The 18,814-nt window shown below is 66.4% G+C and carries 20 protein-coding genes; 9 read left to right on the top strand and 11 right to left on the bottom strand.

The window, feature by feature from the left end; all coding sequences use genetic code 11:
- Positions 1-30: 30 nt before the first annotated feature.
- The 3 genes from rpfC to MRAB57_RS22395 all read right to left on the bottom strand — a co-directional run bounded on the left by rpfC (position 31) and on the right by MRAB57_RS22395 (position 2,162).
- Positions 31-468, bottom strand: coding sequence for a resuscitation-promoting factor RpfC (gene rpfC / locus MRAB57_RS22405; protein ID WP_077089289.1), 438 nt, complete (start codon positions 466-468; stop codon positions 31-33).
- Positions 469-564: 96 nt separating this feature from the next.
- Positions 565-1,158 (bottom strand): chorismate mutase, encoded by a 594-nt coding sequence (locus MRAB57_RS22400; RefSeq protein ID WP_083743505.1) that lies wholly within the window; start codon positions 1,156-1,158, stop codon positions 565-567.
- A gap of 14 nt (positions 1,159-1,172) precedes the next feature.
- Positions 1,173-2,162 carry an esterase family protein gene (locus MRAB57_RS22395; protein ID WP_077089288.1) on the bottom strand — a complete coding sequence of 330 codons (990 nt, stop codon included), beginning with the start codon at positions 2,160-2,162 and terminating at the stop codon, positions 1,173-1,175.
- Between the two features lie 617 nt (positions 2,163-2,779).
- Here MRAB57_RS22395 and MRAB57_RS22390 point away from each other — a divergent pair.
- Positions 2,780-3,907 carry a DUF7159 family protein gene (locus MRAB57_RS22390; RefSeq protein ID WP_077089287.1) on the top strand — a complete coding sequence of 376 codons (1,128 nt, stop codon included), beginning with the start codon at positions 2,780-2,782 and terminating at the stop codon, positions 3,905-3,907.
- Between the two features lie 22 nt (positions 3,908-3,929).
- Here MRAB57_RS22390 and MRAB57_RS22385 read toward each other — a convergent pair whose 3' ends face one another.
- The 3 genes from MRAB57_RS22385 to MRAB57_RS22375 are packed head-to-tail and all read right to left on the bottom strand — an operon-like array spanning position 3,930 to position 6,801.
- The gene (locus MRAB57_RS22385) at positions 3,930-4,481 is read right to left on the bottom strand and encodes a YceI family protein (protein ID WP_077089286.1); all 552 of its coding nucleotides are present in this window, start codon (positions 4,479-4,481) and stop codon (positions 3,930-3,932) included.
- Positions 4,478-5,491 carry an alcohol dehydrogenase catalytic domain-containing protein gene (locus MRAB57_RS22380; protein WP_077089285.1) on the bottom strand — a complete coding sequence of 338 codons (1,014 nt, stop codon included), beginning with the start codon at positions 5,489-5,491 and terminating at the stop codon, positions 4,478-4,480. The genes MRAB57_RS22385 and MRAB57_RS22380 overlap by 4 nt, the downstream gene beginning before the upstream one ends.
- Before the next feature lie 38 nt (positions 5,492-5,529).
- Positions 5,530-6,801 (bottom strand): cytochrome P450, encoded by a 1,272-nt coding sequence (locus MRAB57_RS22375; RefSeq protein WP_077089284.1) that lies wholly within the window; start codon positions 6,799-6,801, stop codon positions 5,530-5,532.
- A gap of 287 nt (positions 6,802-7,088) precedes the next feature.
- Between MRAB57_RS22375 and MRAB57_RS22370 the strand changes: the two genes are divergently transcribed.
- From MRAB57_RS22370 to MRAB57_RS22360, 3 genes are read left to right on the top strand one after another with little or no spacing between them, the layout of a single operon-like run.
- Complete coding sequence (locus MRAB57_RS22370; RefSeq protein ID WP_077089283.1) at positions 7,089-7,487, top strand: hypothetical protein; 399 nt, start codon at positions 7,089-7,091, stop codon at positions 7,485-7,487.
- Between the two features lie 5 nt (positions 7,488-7,492).
- The gene (locus tag MRAB57_RS22365; RefSeq protein WP_077089282.1) at positions 7,493-7,783 is read left to right on the top strand and encodes a hypothetical protein; all 291 of its coding nucleotides are present in this window, start codon (positions 7,493-7,495) and stop codon (positions 7,781-7,783) included.
- A 54-nt stretch (positions 7,784-7,837) separates the two neighbouring features.
- A complete protein-coding gene (locus MRAB57_RS22360; protein ID WP_077089281.1) occupies positions 7,838-8,065 on the top strand; it encodes an Rv1893 family protein in 228 nt (75 codons plus the stop codon).
- 6 nt (positions 8,066-8,071) lie between these two features.
- Here MRAB57_RS22360 and MRAB57_RS22355 read toward each other — a convergent pair whose 3' ends face one another.
- Positions 8,072-9,202 (bottom strand): nitronate monooxygenase, encoded by a 1,131-nt coding sequence (locus MRAB57_RS22355; RefSeq protein ID WP_077089280.1) that lies wholly within the window; start codon positions 9,200-9,202, stop codon positions 8,072-8,074.
- Positions 9,203-9,433: 231 nt separating this feature from the next.
- Here MRAB57_RS22355 and MRAB57_RS22350 point away from each other — a divergent pair, with 231 nt between their 5' ends.
- Complete coding sequence (locus tag MRAB57_RS22350) at positions 9,434-11,362, top strand: flavin-containing monooxygenase (RefSeq protein WP_077089279.1); 1,929 nt, start codon at positions 9,434-9,436, stop codon at positions 11,360-11,362.
- Between the two features lie 10 nt (positions 11,363-11,372).
- The gene (locus MRAB57_RS22345; RefSeq protein ID WP_077089278.1) at positions 11,373-12,398 is read left to right on the top strand and encodes an alcohol dehydrogenase catalytic domain-containing protein; all 1,026 of its coding nucleotides are present in this window, start codon (positions 11,373-11,375) and stop codon (positions 12,396-12,398) included.
- Here MRAB57_RS22345 and MRAB57_RS22340 read toward each other — a convergent pair.
- The 3 genes from MRAB57_RS22340 to dtd all read right to left on the bottom strand — a co-directional run bounded on the left by MRAB57_RS22340 (position 12,395) and on the right by dtd (position 14,607).
- Positions 12,395-13,177, bottom strand: a complete 783-nt coding sequence (locus tag MRAB57_RS22340) for an HAD-IB family hydrolase (RefSeq protein WP_077089277.1) — start codon at positions 13,175-13,177, stop codon at positions 12,395-12,397. The two genes, MRAB57_RS22345 and MRAB57_RS22340, sit on opposite strands and share 4 nt — an antisense overlap.
- A gap of 14 nt (positions 13,178-13,191) precedes the next feature.
- Positions 13,192-14,112, bottom strand: a complete 921-nt coding sequence (locus MRAB57_RS22335) for a class I SAM-dependent methyltransferase (RefSeq protein ID WP_077089276.1) — start codon at positions 14,110-14,112, stop codon at positions 13,192-13,194.
- Positions 14,113-14,175: 63 nt separating this feature from the next.
- Positions 14,176-14,607: a D-aminoacyl-tRNA deacylase gene (gene dtd, locus MRAB57_RS22330; RefSeq protein WP_077089275.1), complete on the bottom strand. Its 432-nt coding sequence runs from the start codon at positions 14,605-14,607 to the stop codon at positions 14,176-14,178.
- Between the two features lie 38 nt (positions 14,608-14,645).
- Between dtd and MRAB57_RS22325 the strand changes: the two genes are divergently transcribed.
- Together MRAB57_RS22325 and MRAB57_RS22320 are read left to right on the top strand one after the other, a co-directional pair.
- Positions 14,646-14,951: an MTH1187 family thiamine-binding protein gene (locus tag MRAB57_RS22325; RefSeq protein ID WP_077089274.1), complete on the top strand. Its 306-nt coding sequence runs from the start codon at positions 14,646-14,648 to the stop codon at positions 14,949-14,951.
- A 102-nt stretch (positions 14,952-15,053) separates the two neighbouring features.
- Positions 15,054-16,328: a competence/damage-inducible protein A gene (locus MRAB57_RS22320; RefSeq protein ID WP_483869923.1), complete on the top strand. Its 1,275-nt coding sequence runs from the start codon at positions 15,054-15,056 to the stop codon at positions 16,326-16,328.
- Positions 16,329-16,385: 57 nt separating this feature from the next.
- Here the strand turns inward: MRAB57_RS22320 and MRAB57_RS22315 are convergent, their stop codons facing one another.
- On the bottom strand, positions 16,386-17,597 hold the full coding sequence (locus tag MRAB57_RS22315; protein WP_425436826.1) for an MFS transporter: 1,212 nt from the start codon (positions 17,595-17,597) through the stop codon (positions 16,386-16,388).
- Positions 17,598-17,725: 128 nt separating this feature from the next.
- Here MRAB57_RS22315 and MRAB57_RS22310 point away from each other — a divergent pair, with 128 nt between their 5' ends.
- Positions 17,726-18,793: an amidohydrolase family protein gene (locus MRAB57_RS22310; RefSeq protein WP_077089273.1), complete on the top strand. Its 1,068-nt coding sequence runs from the start codon at positions 17,726-17,728 to the stop codon at positions 18,791-18,793.
- Positions 18,794-18,814: the final 21 nt, after the last annotated feature.

The following is an 18,814-nucleotide window of genomic DNA, read 5'->3' as shown; positions in this document are numbered from 1 at the left end:
TCGCGTCATAGACCCCAGCCACGGTGTTTATCAGTGCGGAACGGCCGCCTGGATAAGCCCGTTGATGATCTCCTTGATGCCCTGCGCGGGGTGCGAGTACCACCCGATCGGCATGCCCGACTGGGCGCCGCACTTCGGCCAGGGCTCAACACCCTGATCTGCGAAAAGCCGGTTGGCGACGGCGATTTGTTGCTCTCGCGAGGCCGTGGCCGGATTTCCGACACCGCCGTAGCGGGCCCAGGTGGAAGGCTTGAACTGCAGGCCGCCGTACGCGCCGTTGCCGGTGTTCGCGTGCCAGTTGCCGCCCGACTCGCACTGCGCGACCGCGTCCCAGTTGGGTGCGACGTCGGCGTCGGCGACTCCGGCGGACGGCCCCAGCGGGACCGCGATGAACGCGGTCACCATCGCGGCCTTGACGAAAGCCCTAGAGAGGTTTCTCATGTCAAGCAATTCGGCACGTGTGTACAAAGCGTTACCGTTTTGATTAATTCGCGAGATAAGAAGTTTATGGCATTTTGATGGCAAGAAATCAGCGTGATCAGCGGGTAGTTAGCCCGGCAAAGGTCAGGCGCAGTAGGACTTCGTCGCGGTCGTCAGGGCCTGTTGGTAAAGGCCGTCGAGGTGGCGAGCCCGGGCGACGCCGCTCCTGGCGGTGTCGAGCTGCGCGGGGCATTGCGGCGAGTGCAACACGTCCCAATTGGCTGCCAGCTGGGTCAGCATCGTTTGGTTGAAGCCGTCGATCGCCGACCGGGAGGCCGCCAGGTCGGGCGAGTCGGCCGGCGCACTCGACGGCGTCAGCTTCCAGTCGGCGAACCGGCGGTATTCGATGGCCTCGGTGGCGTCGATCTGGTCCCCGAACACCCGGGCGACGTAATCGGCGTCGAGGTGCCTCTCGGCGGCGTCCGCGCGCATGTCGGCCAGTACCTGCTGCACCCGGTCCGGATCCTCGATGAGGCCGTGCGTATGCCACTTGACGGCGGCCACCGGCTCGGCGACCTGCAATCGCTGCGCGGCGGCGTCGACCAACCCGGCCAGCGGGGCGGCGCTATCGGCTCGCGCCTGCGTCGCGGCCAGCGCGGCGACCAGCAGCCCGCAGGCACAAACGGCCCTTAATGCGCTACTGCGCCTGACGTTGGCCGTCAAGCGCAGTAGCGACATCCGTAATTGCGGGGTTATCCGCCGCCCCCGGGGGTCGCACCCAAGGAGCTCTGCAGGTCACCCTTCATCGCCTGCAGCTGGGCTCCCCAGTACTCCCAGCTGTGGGTTCCGTAGTTGGGGAAGTTGAACGTGGCGTTGTGGCCACCCGCGGCGTTGTAGGCGTCCTGGAACTTCTTGTTGACGCCGATCATGAAGTTGCTCTCCAAGAACGTGGCCGGCAGGTTGGCACCGCCGAGTTCGTTCGGCGTCCCGTTGCCGCAGTAGACCCAGAGTCGCGTGTTGTTGGCGACGAGCTGGCCGACGTTGACCAGCGGGTCGTTGCGCTGCCACGCGGGGTCGTTATCCGGGCCCCACATGTCTTCCTTCTTGTAGCCGCCGGCATCGCCCATCGCCAGGCCTATCCAGCTCTGCCCGGTGGACGGGCTGAGGTAGCCCGACAACGAACCGGCGTAGATGAACTGAGCGGGGTGGTAGATCGCCAGGTTCATCGACGATGCACCCGCCATCGAGATACCGACCGCCGCGCTGCCGTTGGCCTTGACGCCCTTCTCAGACGACAAGTACCCGGGCAGCTCGCTCGTCAGGAACGTCTCCCACTTGTAGGTCGAGCAGCCCGCCTTGCCGCACGCCGGGCGGTACCAGTCGGTGTAGAAGCTGGACTGTCCACCAACCGGCATGACGATCGACAGGCCGGACTTGTAGTACCACTCGAATGCCGGGGTGTTGATGTCCCAGCCGTTGTAGTCGTCCTGGGCCCGCAATCCGTCCAGCAGGTAGACCGCGGGCGAGCCGCTGCCACCGCTCTGGAACTGGATCTTGATGTTGCGGCCCATCCCTGCCGACGGCACTTGGAGGTATTCGACGGGCAGGCCGGGCCGCGAGAATGCATGCGCGGTGGCTCCACCGTCGGCAAGACCGATCAGGCCTGGCAGCACAGCTGCCGCTGCTGCACCGACTAAAAGCCGGCGCCCCCAGGCCCGGATCTTCTCGCTCACGTCTGTCATACCTGCGCCCCTTGTCCTTAGGTCGTGGTGGCTCTCAGCAAAAATTTACCGTGCTAATAGGTCAAATGTCGATTAGGACGCGATGTCATCTCAGTCGGGTATCGGTTTGCGCCACGTATTTCGCAACCCGGATAGCGAACACGCCGGCCGGCCGCGAGTCGGCGGGCGGGCCATCCATCCGCCAAAACGCCTGGCAGCTGGCCTGCTTCGCGCCGCCCGGCCCAGGCGAGCGGGCCGCCTGGGCGCGGTTGCCAGCCACGTGAAATTGGGTGACTGGGCCGATTACGGCGAGGCGCACTCGACAGGCGAATCGTTGCCGGTTTCACGCAATGCGGGCGCGAACCGCCCCGGCCGCCGAGCCGGTGTCGCGACGCGCCCCGCGTTGACGTGTCCGAAAATTCTTGGCGCCGTGCGCCACCCGCTCGCGTGCTCGTCTCGATATTTGGCATCGATGCAGCCGAACCCGCAGGGACCGCGTAGGCTCTCTCGGAGCAAGCCGATGGAAGACCTATCCCGGTCCGTTTCCGGCTCTCAGGAATCACCGCAGCCGCGGGCTTCATGGTGCGCGATGGTTGACCTGGGACCGCCGGAGTTCCGGGAACGATCGAGGTGCAAATTTGGACACGGTACTGGGGCTATCAGTGACGCCAACCACCGTCGGGTGGGTCCTCGCTGAAGGACATGGCGCCGACGGCACCATCCTGGACCACAACGAGCTGGCTTTGAGCGCCGGTCGCGGCGTGCGCGCGGTGAACACCGCAGAGCAGGTAACCGACGAAGTGCTGCGGGTGCACGAGCTGGCCGGCGCTAGCGATCGTCATCTGCGGGTTATCGGGGTGACGTGGAACGACCAGGCGGCCGCGCAGGCCGCGCTGGTGATGGAAGCGTTGACCGATGCGGGTTTCGACAACGTGGTCCCCGTTCGATTGCTCGAGGCCGTTGAGACCCTCGCGGTGGCCATTGCGCCGATCATCGGCTACCAGCAGACCGCCGTCTGCGTGCTAGAGCATGAATCGTCGACCGTCGTCATGGTCGACGGCCTCGACGACGACGCCCAGACCGTGGTCAAGGAGGTCGCCGGCGGCTTCGACGGGCTGCGCTCCTGGCTGACCGGAATGTTCAAGCGCACCGGTTGGCGACCGGGCGGAGTAGTCGTCGTCGGCGCCGACGACGATCTCAACGGCTTTTCGTGGCAGCTTGAAAAGGCTTTGCCGGTACCGGTTTTCGCCCAGACCATGGCTCAGGTGACGGTCGCGCGCGGCACCGCGCTGGCGGCCGCACAAAGTACCGAGTTCACCGACGAGCAGCTCGTCGATGTCGACGAGCAACCCGTCGCGGCGCCCACCGCGCGCCCGGGCCGCCGGTCCTACGCGGGGGCCGTGACGGCCTTGGCCGCGGGAGCGGTCACCTTCGTCTGCTCGGCGTCGTTTGCCCTCGGCATTCAGTTCGCTCCGGACGCGCAGCGCGGCACGAACAGGCACACGACGCCGACCCCGCAGGTCGCGGAGGCCGTCGCGCCCGTCGCCGCACACCCGCCGGCGGCCGAGTCACCCGCGCCCCCCGCGCCCCAGGCGCCCGCTCCCGCCGGCGAGCCGGTGGTGCACCCGAGCGTGCCGGACGAGCAGCAGGGCGGCGACGAGCGGCGAGACGATGCCAATGGCCGGCAGCCCTACTTGACGCGGGTCCTCGAGCACATCCCCGGCGACGCAGGCGATCAGGCGCCGAACGGCCCGGCGCAGCCCTAATTCGGTTGCCCCACAGGGGGAATCAATCGCCCTTGGCGCGCACCGCGGTGAACGACACCGTCACGTCGTCGGCGACCTGGACCGAGCCCATCAGCAGCGAGAAGGGCTTGACGCCGTAATCGGACTGGTGGACCGCTGATTCGGCCGACATGCGCCATGAGTCACCGAAATCCTCTGTGCGCAAGTCGATTACGTGCTCTCGCGACTTTCCCCGAATCTCCAGCGACCCGGCGAGGCGATAACCCTCGCCCGTTTCCTCAACGGCATCCGTGGCGAAACGGATCCGTGGAAAACGGCTGGCGCCCAACGACTTCAGCGCATTCGAGCGCACCAGGGCCTTCTCCGGGCCCGACAGCCCCTTGACGCCGCCCTGACCGCGCAGCACCTCGAACGAATCCGTCTCGATCTCCAACTCGACGGCAACCGGGTCGGCGCCGTCCCACTGCACCTTCGCGTGCCATCGCGTCATGTCGATCGTGAGGCGATGGCCCATTCGCGCGGCCCGGCCCGCGACGCCGGTGCGCAGCAGCAACTCGCCGTCGGATGAGTCGAGGCGCCAGAGACCGCCGGTCACATGGTCAGGACGGTGCGGTAATGCGCCCGACCCTCTTCCAGCGCCGCGTAGCCCTCCGCGGCCTTCGCCAGCGGCAGCTCCTCGATCCACGCCCGCACGCCGGAGACAACCGCGAAATGCATTGTGTCCTCTACATCTTTGGCCGTTCCCGAGGGATGGCCGACAATGCTGATCGCCGGCGTGATCAGCTGAGCCGGGCTGATCGGCAGTGGCTCCGGCGTGACCCCGATGGTGACCAGTTCACCTCGGGGCAGGATCCCACCGACCGTTGCGGCCATGGCGCCCGAGTTGGCCGCCGTCGCCAGCACCACCGTCGCGCCGCCCAACGCCTTCAGCGCTTCGGCGGGATCACCGGCGGTGGAGTCGATGTAGTGATGGGCGCCGAGCTTGCGCGCATCGTCTTGTTTGCCGGTGCCGCGATTGATGGCGATGGTCTCGAAGCCCATCGCCCGGGCGAACTGAACCCCGAGATGACCGAGGCCGCCGACGCCGAGGATCGCGACCCGGTCGCCGGGCAACGCCTTGGTGTGGCGCAGCGCGTTGTAAGTGGTGACGCCGGCGCAGCCCAGTGGGGCGGCTTCGGTGTCGGAGAGCTCGGCCGGCACCCGGGCCAGCGCACTGACCGGTACGGTCACCGACTCCGCGTATCCGCCGGGATATTGCCAACTCGGCACTTTCCCGTTCTCGCAATGAATGAACCGGCCTTTGTGGCACTGATCGCAGCGGTAGCAGCAACCACCGAACCATCCGACGGCGACGCGATCGCCGATCGCGAAACCCTGGACGCCAGCCCCGATTTCGGCGATCTTTCCGGCGATTTCGTGGCCGGGAGTCAGCGGCCACGTCATGTTCGGAAAGCCACCCGAAATGAAGTTGGCGTCGGTGCCGCAGATGCCGCACGCAGTGACCGTCAGCCGCACCTCGTCGCGGCCCGGTGGCTGGGTGTCGGCGTCGACCAGCTCCAAAGCTGCACCTGCGGACGGAACCTGGACGGCTCGATGAGTCGGCATTGACCTAGCTTGTCACCCCCGAGCCCGATGTGCGACCGCTATTTCTCCGAGCCGTTGGTGTGGTAATCGACCTGCCAGTGCTTGATTCCGTTGAGCCAGCCCGACCGTAGCCGCTCGGGCTTGCTGATCGCTTCCAGGTTGGGCATGGTGTCGGCGATCGCGTTGAACATCAGGTCGATCGTCATCCGAGCCAGGTTGGCCCCGATGCAGTAATGCGCGCCGGTGCCACCGAAACCCACGTGCGGGTTGGGATCCCGCAGGATGTTGAAGGTGAACGGGTCGTCGAAGACTTCCTCGTCGAAATTGGCTGAGCGATAGACCATTACGACGCGCTGGCCCTTCTTGATCTGCACGCCGGACAGCTCGTAGTCCTCCAGTGCGGTCCGCTGGAAGGACGTCACCGGGGTGGCCCACCGGACGATCTCGTCCGCCGCGGTGACGGGACGCTCCCGCTTGTACAGCTCCCACTGATCCGGGAAATCGGTGAAGGCCATCATGCCCTGCGTGATGGAGTTGCGCGTCGTCTCGTTACCGGCCACCGCCAGCAGGATGACGAAGAAGCCGAACTCGTCGTCGGAGAGCTTGTGGCCGTCGACGTCGGCCTGGACCAGCTTGGTGACGATGTCTTCCCCGGGGTTTTGCTGCCGGTCGGCGGCCATCTGCATGGCGTAGGTGATCAGTTCGATCGAGGCGCCCATGGGGTCGTTGCGGGCGAACTCGGGGTCCTGATCGCCCACCATCTGATTGGACCAATGGAACAGCTTCATGCGGTCTTCCTGCGGCACGCCCATCAGGCCGGCAATGGCCTGCAGCGGCAACTCGCAGGACACCTGCTCGACGAAATCGCCGGAGCCCTCGGCGGCCGCGGTCTCGACGATGCGTCGCGCGCGCTCGCGTAGGTCGTCGCGCAGCAGCTCGACGGCGCGCGGGGTGAAGCCGCGGGAGATGATCTTGCGGAGGTGGGTGTGCTGCGGGGCGTCCATGTTCAGCAGGACGTACTTGCCCGTCTCGCGCTGCTCGCGGACCGTGCCCTCGCGGTAGCGGGGAAGGGCGGTGTTCTCCAGGCTGGAGAAGACGTCGCTGCGCCGCGAAATCTCTTTGACGTCGTGGTGCTTGGAGACCACCCAGAAGCCGCCGTCTTCGAATCCGCCGACACCGTTCGGCTGTTCGTTCCACCAGATCGGCGCCGTCCGGCGAAGCTCGGCCAACTCTTCCACCGGCAGTCGCTCGGCGTGGATGTCCGGGTCGGTGAAATCGAACCCGGCAGGCAGATTGGGGACAGGCTTGGTGGTCGTCTCATTTGTTGACAAGGCCCACTCCTCGATACGAAGTCGTCTAGTCGTCCTCTTGTGCAAATAAACCATTGCTACGCCACGTTTGGGAAGGTTCCGGGAAAGATCGCCAACGCTGAATTGCAACACGTTCAGCGGCGATCAACCGCGGCGACATCGGCGCCCTGGCGCGCCCAAGACCGACCCTCGGCGCTGCGTGCCCGGCCGCGCCCGCACACCGCCTGGACCTTGTGGGCCGGCCCACAGTCGTTATGCTTTGTGCAGGTCACCGATGGGGCCGGGTGGCATCGACTCGAGGGTGGAACATGATTCGCGAATTACTCACCACCGCCGCGATGACGGGGGTCGCGCTGGGCGCGGCGCCCTGTGCGGCAGCCGGATACGACGGCGACGTGCCGGGCATGAACTATCAAGCCTCGCTGGGTGCGCCGTGCGACAACTACCAGAGCTTCATCTTCGGGCGCGGCACCAGCGGCCAGGCCGAGGCATGCCACTTCCCGCCGCAGAACCAGTTCCCGGCGCCCACCACCGGCTACTGGGTGATCTCTTACCCGCTTTACGGCGTCCAGCAGGCCGGCGCCAAGTGCCCGGGACCGCAGTCGGCGGCACAGTCGGACCGCGGGCTACCGATGCTCTGCCTGGGAGCCCAGGGATGGCAAGAGGGATGGTTCACCGGAGCAGGGTTCTTCCCGCCGTCCGGATAGCGATCATGTGCAGCGATCAGCCCGTCACGGCCGCGGTTCCGCGGTGGCTGCGCTTCGTCCTCGTCTCTGACCGCACCGGTTCGGCGTGGTACGTCGGGCTGGGTTTCTTCTTCGCGCCGATCCTCGCCGTGCTGTCGCCATGGCCGGCCGTCACCGCGGTGCTGTGGACGGTCATCGCGCTGACCGGGTTGTGGCTGGGGCTGCTCGGCATCGCGATGGCGGTGGGGCTCAGCCGAATCTTGCGCTCCGGCGCCGAGATCCCCGAGGACTATTGGCGCAAGCTCGTCAACTACTGACCCTCTAGAGTCGTAGCCAAGTTCGTTTCAAGCCCGCAACGATAGGAGACTCCGGTGGCCGTCAATCCCAAGGACGCGGTGGACGCGGTCAAGGACATCGCAACCAATGCTGTCGAAAAGGCTTCGGACATCGTCGAAAACGCCGGCGGCATCCTCCGCGGTGACCTCAAGGGTGGGGTCAGCGGCATCGTCGAGAGCTCGATCGACATCGCGACGCACGCCGTCGAACGGACCAAGGAAGTCTTTACCGGCGGCGGAAAGTACGAAGTCGACGACGAGTAGGCGGCGTCAGACGCCGGCGGCCTCGTTGAGCTCGTCGAGCGTGCTCGTCGCCTCCAGGTACTCCTGCACCCAGCGCTCGATGACGGTCGACGTCTTCTCGACCTTGGTGAACTGCCCGACCACCTGACCGACGGGGTTGAACGCCACGTCGACGGATTCGTTGGGGTACCGGTTCGTCGCCCGCACGGCCATGCCGGAAACCATGTACTGCAACGGCATTCCGAGCGGCTTCGGGTTATCCGGCGCCTCCCAGGCCTCGGTCCAGTCGTTGCGCAGCATGCGGGCCGGCTTGCCGGTGAACGAGCGGCTGCGCACGGTGTCGCGGCTGCCGGCCTTGACGTAGGCCTGCTGCTGCACCGGGGTGTTCGAGGATTCCTCGACCATCAACCATTGCGAGCCGGTCCACGCGCCCTGACAGCCCAGCGCCAAGGCCGCGGCGATCTGCTGGCCGCTGCCGATGCCGCCCGCGCCGAGTACGGGGACCGGGGCGACCTCCTTGACGACCTGGGGCCACAGCACGATCGAGCCGACCTCGCCGCAGTGCCCGCCGGCCTCGCCGCCCTGGGCGATGATGATGTCGACGCCCGCGTCCGCGTGCTTTTTGGCCTGAGACGGGGAGCCGCACAGCGCCGCCACCTTGAGCCCGGCGTCGTGGATGTGCTTGATCATCTCCGCGGGCGGGGTGCCGAGCGCGTTGGCGATCATCTTCACCTTGGGGTGCGTGAGCGCCACCTCGACCTGGGGGGTGGCCGTCGCCTCGGTCCAGCCGAGCAGCTGCAGCGTGTCGCCGTCGCTCTCCTCGACCGGCACACCGTGATCGGCCAGGATCTTCTTGCCGAAGTCGAGGTACTCCTGGGGCACCATCTTGCGCAGCGTCTCGGTCAAATCCTCGGCGGACTGGCCCGAGTCCATACCCTCGTACTTGTTCGGAATGACGATGTCGACGCCATACGGGTGGTCGCCGATGTTCTCGTCGATCCACTTGAGCTCGATTTCCAGCTGCTCGGGCGTGAAGCCGACGGCACCGAGCACGCCGAACCCGCCGGCCTTGCTGACGGCTACCACGACGTCGCGACAGTGGGTGAAGGCGAAGATCGGGAACTCGATACCGAGTTCGTCGCAAATAGGGGTGTGCATTACAACTCCTGGGGCGCTCGCCGAACTGAAACGTGTTCTAGTTTAGTACGCGCGCCCATGACGTGGCCAGGGGGCCCTGGATCACGGCGTCCAACTACGACGCGTCGCCCTGACCTGTCCGATCGCGAGACCCTTGATCCGCTCCGGCGCCAGCGGTAGCGTAGTCCTGCCAATTACGACACGCGCGGTAGCGTAATTTTGGCTCCTCGTCCAGCGAAAGGATCGGCCCGGATGCGCAGCCGTTACGCAGGCGATCCCTTCACCACCTCCACGCCCGAGATCGCCACGGCGCTCGAGGATGTCAGCATTCCGACGCTGCTCCTAGCCCTGGTGCATATCACCGGCGACCCCCGATTCATCCGCGACTACAAGCAGATGGGCATCTTCCTCAACGAGGTGCAGGGGTTCATGTCCGAGGAGGACAAGGCGCGCGCCCGGGCCGAGGCGCTGTCGGTGATCGCCGATTACCGGGACCGCGGCTGCCCGGAGCCGGAGCCGCTGAGCCCCGAACTCATCCGGGAGATGATGGATTGGGCGGCGTGCGAGCACGTCGGAGACGACTACCTGGCGCTGGTCTCCGAGGAGCTGGACCTCGACGGGGTCGACCCCCGGCGTCCGGCGCCACTGCCGGCCGAACGCACCGGCGAGCTTCCGGTCGTCGTCATCGGTTGCGGCGAATCCGGCATCCTGGCCGGCGTTCGTCTCCAGCAGGCCAACGTCCCGTTCACGATCGTGGAGAAGAACGCCGGTCCCGGCGGAACATGGTGGGAGAACAGCTATCCCGGCGCGCGGGTGGACGTGGCGAACCATTTCTACTGCTACAGCTTCGAACCCAACAACGACTGGACGCACTTCTTCGCCGAGCAGTACGAACTGCGGGACTACTTCACGAAGGTCATCGACAAGCACGACCTGGGCGAGCGGGTGCGGTGGAACACCGAGGTGCTGGCGGCCGAGTGGAACGACGACGACGGCAGCTGGAGCGTTTCGGTGCGCGGCGCCGACGGTTCAGCGGAGACGCTGCGCGCCCGGGCCATCATCACCGCGGTCGGGCAGCTCAATCGCCCCAACATTCCCGCGATCGACGGCGCTGACCGTTTCGCGGGGCCGTCGTTTCACTCCGCGGCATGGGATCACTCCGTCGACGTGACCGGCAAGCGCGTCGCCCTGATCGGGGCCGGCGCCAGTGGATTTCAGATCGCCCCCGCGATCGCGGCGGACGTCGAACACCTCACCGTCTTCCAGCGCACCGCGCAGTGGATGTTCCCCAACCCGATGTACCACGACGAGGTCGGCGACGGCGTGCGCTGGGCAATGCGCCACCTACCGTTCTACGGCCGGTGGTATCGATTCCTGGTGCTGTGGCCCGGATCCGACAAGGGGCTGGACGCCGCCGAAGGCGACCCGAACTACACCGGTGACGATGCGGTGAGCGACATCAACGCCGCCGCCGCGATGATGTTCTCGCAGTGGATCACCGGCCAAGTCGGCGACGATCAAGAGCTGCTGGCCAAGGTGCTGCCCGACTATCCCGCCTGCGGCAAACGGACCCTGCAGGACAACGGGAGCTGGCTGCAGACGCTGCAGCGCGACAACGTCGAATTGGTGCGCACCCCGATCCGGGAAATCACCGCCAATGGCGTGGTCACCGATGACGGCGCGAGCCATGACGTCGATATCATCGTCTACGCCACCGGATTTCGGCACACCGATGTGCTGTGGCCGCTGAAAGTGACCGGCCGCAACGGAGTCGACCTGCACGAGATGTGGGGGACCCGCCCGTACGCCTACCTGGGTATCACCGTCCCGGAGTTTCCCAACTTCTTCATCGTCTACGGGCCCGGGACGCACCTCGCCCACGGCGGCAGCCTGATCTTCCAGTCCGAACTGCAGATGCGCTACGTCGACCAGTGCCTGCAGCGGCTGGCCGAGTCCGACGTGCACTCGATGGAACCCAAGCCGGATGCCGCCACCGACTGGCATCGACGCACGCAGGTCCAGATCAAGAAGATGGTGTGGTCGCATCCCGCGGTCAAGCACTCCTACTTCAAGAACGCCGACGGGGAGATCCACACCGTCAGCCCCTGGCGCCTCAACGAATATTGGGCCGCCGTCCGCGAGCCCGACTGGTCACAATTCATTGTGCGAGAAGGAAAGTGAAGACACCATTATGCGCACGGTAGTCGTCGACGGCCCCCGCAACATCCGGGTCGATACGCGTCCCGATCCAGCACTTCCCGGACCCGACGGGGCGATCGTTGAGGTCACCGCCGCCGGCATCTGCGGATCCGACCTGCATTTCTACGAGGCTGATTTTCCGATGCCGGACCCGATCGCGCTGGGCCACGAAGCGATCGGCACCGTCGTGGAGGTCGGGCCCGACGCGCGCACGGTCCGGGTCGGCGATCAGGTGATGATTTCGTCGGTGACCGGCTGCGGCTCCTGCCCGGGGTGCGCCACCAACGATCCGGTCATGTGCTACTCCGGCTTTCAGATCTTCGGTGGGGGACTGCTCGGTGGTGCCCAGGCCGACCTGCTCGCCGTTCCCGCCGCCGATTTCCAGCTGCTGAAGATGCCGGAAGGCATCAGCACCGAACAGGCACTGCTGCTCACCGACAACCTGGCCACTGGCTGGGCGGCGGCGCAGCGGGCCGACCTTCCGTTCGGCGGCACCGTCGCGGTCATCGGCCTGGGTGCGGTCGGACTCTGCGCGCTGCGCAGTGCGCTCTTCCAGGGTGCCGCAACGGTTTTCGCCGTTGATATGGTCGACGGCCGATTGGATCGCGCGGCCCAGTGGGGCGCGACGCCGGTCAAGGCACCGGCCCTCGAAGCGATCATGGCAGCGACCGGCGGGCGGGGCGCCGACGCCGTGATCGACGCCGTTGCCACCGACTCCTCGCTGACCGACGCGATCAACGCGGTCCGCCCCGGCGGAACCGTCTCCGTTGTCGGCGTGCACGACATGAATCCGTTCCCGCTCAACGCGTTGGGCTGCTTGATCCGCAGCACGACGATGCGATTCACCACTGCACCGGTGCAACGGACCTGGCCCGAGCTGATCCCGCTGCTGCAGTCCGGGCGCCTCAACGTCGACGGCATCTTCACCACCACGTTCCCGTTGGACGAAGCGGCCAAAGGCTACGCGACAGCGGAATCGCGGTCGGGCGACGATGTGAAGATCCTGCTGACGCCCTAATGCCCTTCGCGGCGAACGTGGTTCGCCAGGTAGCGCAGCGCCCGCACCGGCCGACGAGGCCGAACCGACGCCAGGCACATCACCGGCCAGCCATGCGCTGCCGCGGCGGCGGCCAAACCCGAACGCGGGTTCACCGGCCGCGGATAACCGACAACCGACATTGACGCCGTGTCCTCGTCGCCGTCGGCGTAGAAGTAGCTGTGCTGCACCGCAACGTCATTGTCTTGACAGAACTGTTGCACCGCGGACGCTTTCGTCGTTCCCCAAACGATCGGCTTGACGATGCCACCCGTCAGGTTCCCGTGCTCGTCGAGTTCGAAGCGATTGCACTGGACATTGGCGATGCCGAGAAAGCGGGCAACCGGCAGGGCCTGGATCGACAGCGCCGACGAGCTCAACACGACCGTGTGCCCGCGCTCCTGATGCGCGTGCACGATGTCATGCATATGCGAATACAACCGCGAGGCAACACGTTCGACGAACAACCGCTCACCGAGCTCGTCAAGATCGATGAGCGACTCGCCCCGCAGATATCCGGCGGCCCGAACGATCAGGCGCTCGAATTCCAGGCGGCCGAATCGATACCGCAGCGCGGCATCGAACACTCCGACGAGTTCGCCGAGCCCGACTTGCCTGCGCCGAATGCGATCACCGACATGCACCGCCGCGGTGAAGCCGTCGACCAACGTGCCATCGAGATCGAAGAACGCACCGACCGCCGGTCCCGCTGCGCTGGAGGCGATCTCGGCAATGGCATCGGCGGGGGAGAGCATCGTCATGGTCGGTACCCAGCTCACCGGGCCGCCGTGATGTACTGCGAGCGCATGAAGCCGTCGATCTTCACGTCGACGTCGGGTGGCGTCATTCCGTAGCCGGCCTGCAAGTCGAGGGTGTTGCGGACGGGCTCGACGCTCCAGCCGTGCCCGGCCAGCCAATCGGCGGGGTCGCCCTTGGGCTCGTAGGTGAGCGCGGAAAAGTCCACATCGCCGGACATGTTGACGCCGGGGTGGTTGGTTTCCAGCGCTTCGAGCTGGTCGTGGTCGAGCCGCGACCCCAACGCGCCGATAGCGATTCGACTGCCGGAGGCGCTGAGTCCACTGATCCGGGTGAAGAGCGTGTTCTGGGCTTCGTCGGTCAGATAGGGCAATATCCCTTCGACCGACCAGGCACTGGGCGCTTCGCTGTCGAAGCCGGCCGCTTCCAGCGACCGGGACCAGTCGGTGCGCAAATCGGCGGCGACCTCGACCCGCGATGCCTTGGCAACCGCGCCGTGTTCGCCCAGCACCCGCGCCTTGAATTCCAGGACTTTCGGCAGGTCGATTTCGAAAACGCTTGTTCCGGGCGGCCATTCGAGGCGATAAGAGCGTGAGTCCAGGCCCGCGGCGACGATCACCGCTTGCCGGATGCCGGCCGCACCCGCCGAGCCGAAAAAGTCGTCGAAGAAACGGGTTTGCACGCCGTACAGCCGCGGAAAGGCGGTCTCGTCGTCGCTGCTGCCCGGATTGGCAAGCGTAGCCGCCAGATACGGGTCCTCGGATGCCTCGATGAACACCTTGGCGTATTCGTCGCGCACCAGCGGTTGAGGGCTCAGGGCGTGCACCGCGCGCCAACCCGCAACCAGCAGAGCGGTATAGCCGACGCTGCTGACGATGTCCCATTGGTCGTCCTCGGAACGGAGCGAGCCGAACTCAGGCCCGGATGGCGCAGTGGTCATGGTCGCCCCTCCCTCTACACGGCCAAATACGCCGACATAACCAAGGTACCTGCGGGGCTGCGCTCAGAGCTCCAGAAACACCGTTACTGGCCCGTCGTTGACCAATTCGACCTGCATATTCGCCCCGAACACTCCGGTCTCGACATGGGCGCCCAACCCGCGCAACGCCTCCGCGAAAGCCGCTACCAGGGGTTCGGCCACCGCACCGGGAGCCGCGGCATTCCAGGATGGTCGGCGGCCCTTGGCGGTATCGGCGTAGAGCGTGAACTGGCTGACCACCAGGATCGGCGCCGCGATATCCGCCGCGGACCGCTCGTCGGCGAGAATGCGTAGCGTCCAGAGCTTTTCGGCGAGGCGGCGGGCCTTCGCCTCATCGTCGCTGTGGGTGACGCCGACCAGCGCCAGCAGCCCCTGGCTTTCGGGCCGGATGGCGCCCACCACCTGACCGCCGACCGACACCGCCGCTGACGAGACCCGTTGCACCAGAACCCGCATGGCTCGATGCTGCCAGGTCGGGTGGGTACGCTCGTCAGGTGTCTGTTCTCGTCGCTTTTTCCGTCACCCCGCTCGGCGTTGGCGAAGGCGTCGGCGAAATCGTTGCCGACGCGGTCCGGGTGGTCCGCGAGTCCGGCCTGCCCAACAAGACCGATTCGATGTTCACCGTGCTCGAAGGCGATACCTGGGAAGAAGTGATGGCGGTCGTGCAGCGCGCGGTCGAGGCCGTGGCGGCCCGCGCCCCTAGGGTCAGCACGGTGATCAAAGCGGACTGGCGATCCGGCGTCGAGGACGCGATGACGCAGAAGGTCGCCACCGTCGAGCGCTACCTCTCCGACGGCTAAGTCTGGTGAGTGTGGGGCCGCGGTGGCCGGGACCGGCGTGTCGCCGCCGTGAGCGCACACTCAACGCCGCGGACCCACGTTCGCGTCAGTAGGCTCATCCCGGTGAGCGCACGCGCAGGCATTGTCGTCACCGGGACCGAAGTACTCACCGGACGCGTCCAGGACCGCAACGGTCCATGGATAGCGGACCGGCTGCTCGAACTGGGCGTGGAATTGGCCCACATCACCATCTGCGGCGACCGCCCTTCCGACATCGAGGCCCAGCTGCGCTTCATGGCCAACCAAGGCGTGGACCTGATCGTCACCAGCGGGGGCCTGGGTCCCACGGCCGACGACATGACCGTCGCGGTGGTCGCGCAATTCTGTCAGCGCGAGCTGGTACTCGACGAAGAAGTCGAAACCAAGATCGCCGACATCCTGAAAAAGCTTATGGCGCACTTCGATTCGGAGAACTTCGACGCGGTGCGCGCCGCCAACCGCAAGCAGGCCATGGTCCCGGTCGGGGCGCAGGTGCTCGACCCGGTGGGCACCGCCCCGGGCGTGGTGGTGCCCGGAAAGCCGACGGTGATCGTGCTGCCCGGGCCGCCGCGCGAGCTGCAACCCATGTGGCACAAGGCGATCGAGACACCCGGGGCTCAGGACGCGATCGCCGGCCGGACGATTTACCGGCAGGAGACGATACGGATGTTCGGCCTGCCCGAGTCCGGCCTGGCCGAGACGCTGCGCGCGGCCGAGACATCGGTCCCCGGGTTCGCCGCCCTGGAGATCACCACCTGCCTGCGGCGCGGCGAGATCGAGATGGTGACCCGCTACGAGCCGGACGCGGCGGACGTCTACGCGCAGCTAACCCGGCTGCTGCGCGATCGGCACGGCAATCAGCTGTATTCCGAAGACGGCTCGCAGGTCGATGATCTGGTCGCGCGGTTACTGGCCGGCCGCCGCGTCGCCACCGCGGAATCCTGCACGGCGGGCCTGGTGGCGGCGCGGCTGACCGACCGGCCCGGGTCGTCCGACTACGTGATGGGCGGCGTCGTCAGCTATTCCAACGACGCGAAGGTGCAGCTGTTGGGCGTCGATCCGGCGCTCATCGAGACGCACGGCGCGGTCTCCGAACCGGTGGCCGAGGCGATGGCGGCGGGCGCGCTGCAGCGTTTCGGCGCCGATACCGCCGTCGCGATCACCGGAATCGCCGGTCCCGGTGGGGGAACGCCGGACAAGCCCGTGGGCACGGTCTGCTTTACCGTGCAGCTCGCCGAGGGCCGGAAGGATACCCGGACGCTGCGGCTACCTGGGAATCGCTCCGACGTCCGGGAACGCTCGGCGACGGTCGCGATGCACATGTTGCGCCGCGCGCTGAGCGAGCAAGCACCCCTCTAGCTCTACGGTGCCGACCCTCTTCACCCGGCTACGCCGCGCTCGCGATCGCCACGAAGCTCACTTCGCTTCCGTTGGGAGAAAAGCGCTTTCGGCGGTGCCGAAGCGGATTCCCGTCGCGTCCTTGCCGATCAACGTCAGGAAGGCCACGGCGAGCAACACCGGCACGATCGTGACGGCCAACGCGAACGGGTAGCCGTGCGACTCGGCCAGCCGCTCCTGGATGGGCAGATTGAACGCGGCCAGCAGATTGCCGAGCTGATACGTCACCCCGGGATAGAGGCCGCGGATGGCGTCCGGCGACATTTCGGTCAGGTGCGCGGGGATCACGCCCCAGGCGCCCTGCACGCAGATCTGCATCAAAAACGAACCGAGGCACAGCATCGCGGCGGTGTGCGAGTAGGCGAAGAGCGGGACGATCGGGAGCCCGAGAATCGCACAGAACACCACGGTGTAGCGGCGGCTGAACCGCTGCGACATCGAGCCGAAGAACAGCCCACCGATGATGGCGCCGATGTTGTAGACCACCACGATCCACTTGACCGTGACGCTGTCGAGGCCGGCGCCGTGGTTGGTCGTCGAACCCAGGAAGGTCGGGTAGACGTCCTGGGTGCCGTGGCTCATCCAGTTGAACGCGGTCATCAGCGCCACCAGGTAGAAGAACCGGCGAATGATCTTGCCGTCGCGCAACACGTCGCGCACGCGGGTGTTGGTGAGCTTCATCTGCTCCTGGGCGGCTTCCCACACCTCGGACTCCTGCACCCGGTAACGGATGACCAGGCTGATCAACGCCGGGATGATCGACAGGCCGAACAGCCAGCGCCAGGACAATCCCAGCCAGTCCATCACCACCAGCGATCCCACACTCGCCAGCAGGTACCCGAACGCGTAGCCCTCCTGTAGCAGCCCGGAGAAAAAGCCGCGCCGCTCGACGGGAACCTTCTCCATCGCGAGCGCCGCGCCCAGACCCCATTCGCCGCCCATGCCAAGGCCGTACAACAGCCGCAGGATCACCAGCACGGTGAAATTCGGCGCGAACGCACAGAGGAACCCGACGACCGAGTAGAAGATCACGTCCACCATCAGGGGTGTGCGCCGACCGACGCGGTCGGCCCACATGCCGAACAGCAACGCGCCCACGGGACGCATCGCCAGGGTGGCCGTCGTGATGAACGCGACCTCGGCCTTGCTGTGGTGGAAAGTCTTTGCGATGTCGGCGTAGACGAACACCACGATGAAGTAATCGAAGGCGTCCATCGTCCAGCCCAACATCGCGGCGATAAACGAATTTCGCTGATCGGCGTTGATCCGTTGAGTTGTCACGTCATGCATCGTGGCCTACCCAGCGCGCCGGCGCGACCCGTTCCGCCAGGCAATCCGCGGGAGTAAGTTCCCGATACATGCGGATCATCGATGCCGATGGACATGTCGCCGAGAACTCCTCGCTGGCGATCGAAGCGATCAAGCGCTGGCCGGATCACGTAAAGCCCAGCACCGACCGGCGGCTGCGGCTGATGATCGAAGGACGCAACTACCCGGAGGATCGCGGCCCGGGCGCCGGCTGCCCGCCCGAACACGGGATCAGCAAGTCGCCCAACATCAACTGCTCGTCGCCCGAGGGCGTGCTCGGCGATGCCGACCGCGATCACATCGACACGATGGTGCTGTATCCGAGCCTGGGGCTGTGCGCGCCCAGCCTCGAAGATCCAGAGTTCGCAGCGGGATTCGCGCGGCTCTACAACCAGTGGATCGCCGACTACTGCGCCTCCTCGGGCGGCCGGTTGCGCGGGGTGGCCGTGACGCCCATCGAACACGGGCAGCTGGCCATCGACGTCATGACGGAGGCCAAAGACCTCGGGCTAGTGGCGGCGCTCGTCCCGCCGGCGCTGAAGACGCGGAATCTGGACCACCCGGACCTCGACCCGTTTTACGCCGCCGCGGTGGATCTGGGGATGCCGCTGGGCGTGCACGGCGCGCCCGGCATTCACCTGCCGAAGATCGGCGTGGACCGCTTCACCAACTACATCCAGGTGCACTGCATCAGCTTCCCGTTCGACCAGATGACGGCGATGACCGCGATGGTGTCCGGCGGTGTGTTCGAACGGCACCCGCAGTTACGGGTCGCGTTCCTCGAGGCGGGCGCGGGCTGGGTGCCGTTCTTCATGGACCGCCTGCACGAGCATTACGAGAAGCGCGGGGACTGGGTCGAACGGGGCTGGCGGCGCGATCCGCACGAGTACCTGCGGGCCGGCAACATCTGGGTGACCTGCGAGCCGGAGGAACCGATCCTGCCGGGCGTGATCGACGTGCTCGGCGACGACTTCATCATGTTCGCCAGCGATTACCCGCACTGGGACGGCGAATGGCCGGAAAGCACCAAGCACCTGCGAACCCGCCCGGACATCAGTGAGCAGGCCCGGGAGAAGATCGGCGGGCGCAACGCGCAGCGCTTCTACGCGCTTAACTAACTGCCGTCCGCAGGCCGTCTC

The organism is Mycobacterium rhizamassiliense (assembly GCF_900157375.1).
Lineage (GTDB): Bacteria > Actinomycetota > Actinomycetes > Mycobacteriales > Mycobacteriaceae > Mycobacterium > Mycobacterium rhizamassiliense.
This window is presented reverse-complemented; position numbering and strand designations above follow the sequence as displayed.

Bases quoted from the DNA above. Each gene is read 5' to 3' on its own strand.
- MRAB57_RS22355 (WP_077089280.1), bottom strand. From the start codon at position 9,202: ATGCACACCCCTATTTGCGACGAACTCGGTATCGAGTTCCCGATCTTC.
- MRAB57_RS22370 (WP_077089283.1), top strand. From the start codon at position 7,089: ATGATTCGCGAATTACTCACCACCGCCGCGATGACGGGGGTCGCGCTG.
- MRAB57_RS22335 (WP_077089276.1), bottom strand. From the start codon at position 14,112: ATGACCACTGCGCCATCCGGGCCTGAGTTCGGCTCGCTCCGTTCCGAG.
- MRAB57_RS22365 (WP_077089282.1), top strand. From the start codon at position 7,493: ATGTGCAGCGATCAGCCCGTCACGGCCGCGGTTCCGCGGTGGCTGCGC.
- MRAB57_RS22345 (WP_077089278.1), top strand. From the start codon at position 11,373: ATGCGCACGGTAGTCGTCGACGGCCCCCGCAACATCCGGGTCGATACG.
- MRAB57_RS22400 (WP_083743505.1), bottom strand. From the start codon at position 1,158: ATGTCGCTACTGCGCTTGACGGCCAACGTCAGGCGCAGTAGCGCATTA.
- MRAB57_RS22340 (WP_077089277.1), bottom strand. From the start codon at position 13,177: ATGACGATGCTCTCCCCCGCCGATGCCATTGCCGAGATCGCCTCCAGC.
- MRAB57_RS22350 (WP_077089279.1), top strand. From the start codon at position 9,434: ATGCGCAGCCGTTACGCAGGCGATCCCTTCACCACCTCCACGCCCGAG.
- dtd (WP_077089275.1), bottom strand. From the start codon at position 14,607: ATGCGGGTTCTGGTGCAACGGGTCTCGTCAGCGGCGGTGTCGGTCGGC.
- MRAB57_RS22380 (WP_077089285.1), bottom strand. From the start codon at position 5,491: ATGCCGACTCATCGAGCCGTCCAGGTTCCGTCCGCAGGTGCAGCTTTG.
- MRAB57_RS22310 (WP_077089273.1), top strand. From the start codon at position 17,726: ATGCGGATCATCGATGCCGATGGACATGTCGCCGAGAACTCCTCGCTG.
- MRAB57_RS22315 (WP_425436826.1), bottom strand. From the start codon at position 17,597: ATGTTGGGCTGGACGATGGACGCCTTCGATTACTTCATCGTGGTGTTC.
- MRAB57_RS22395 (WP_077089288.1), bottom strand. From the start codon at position 2,162: ATGACAGACGTGAGCGAGAAGATCCGGGCCTGGGGGCGCCGGCTTTTA.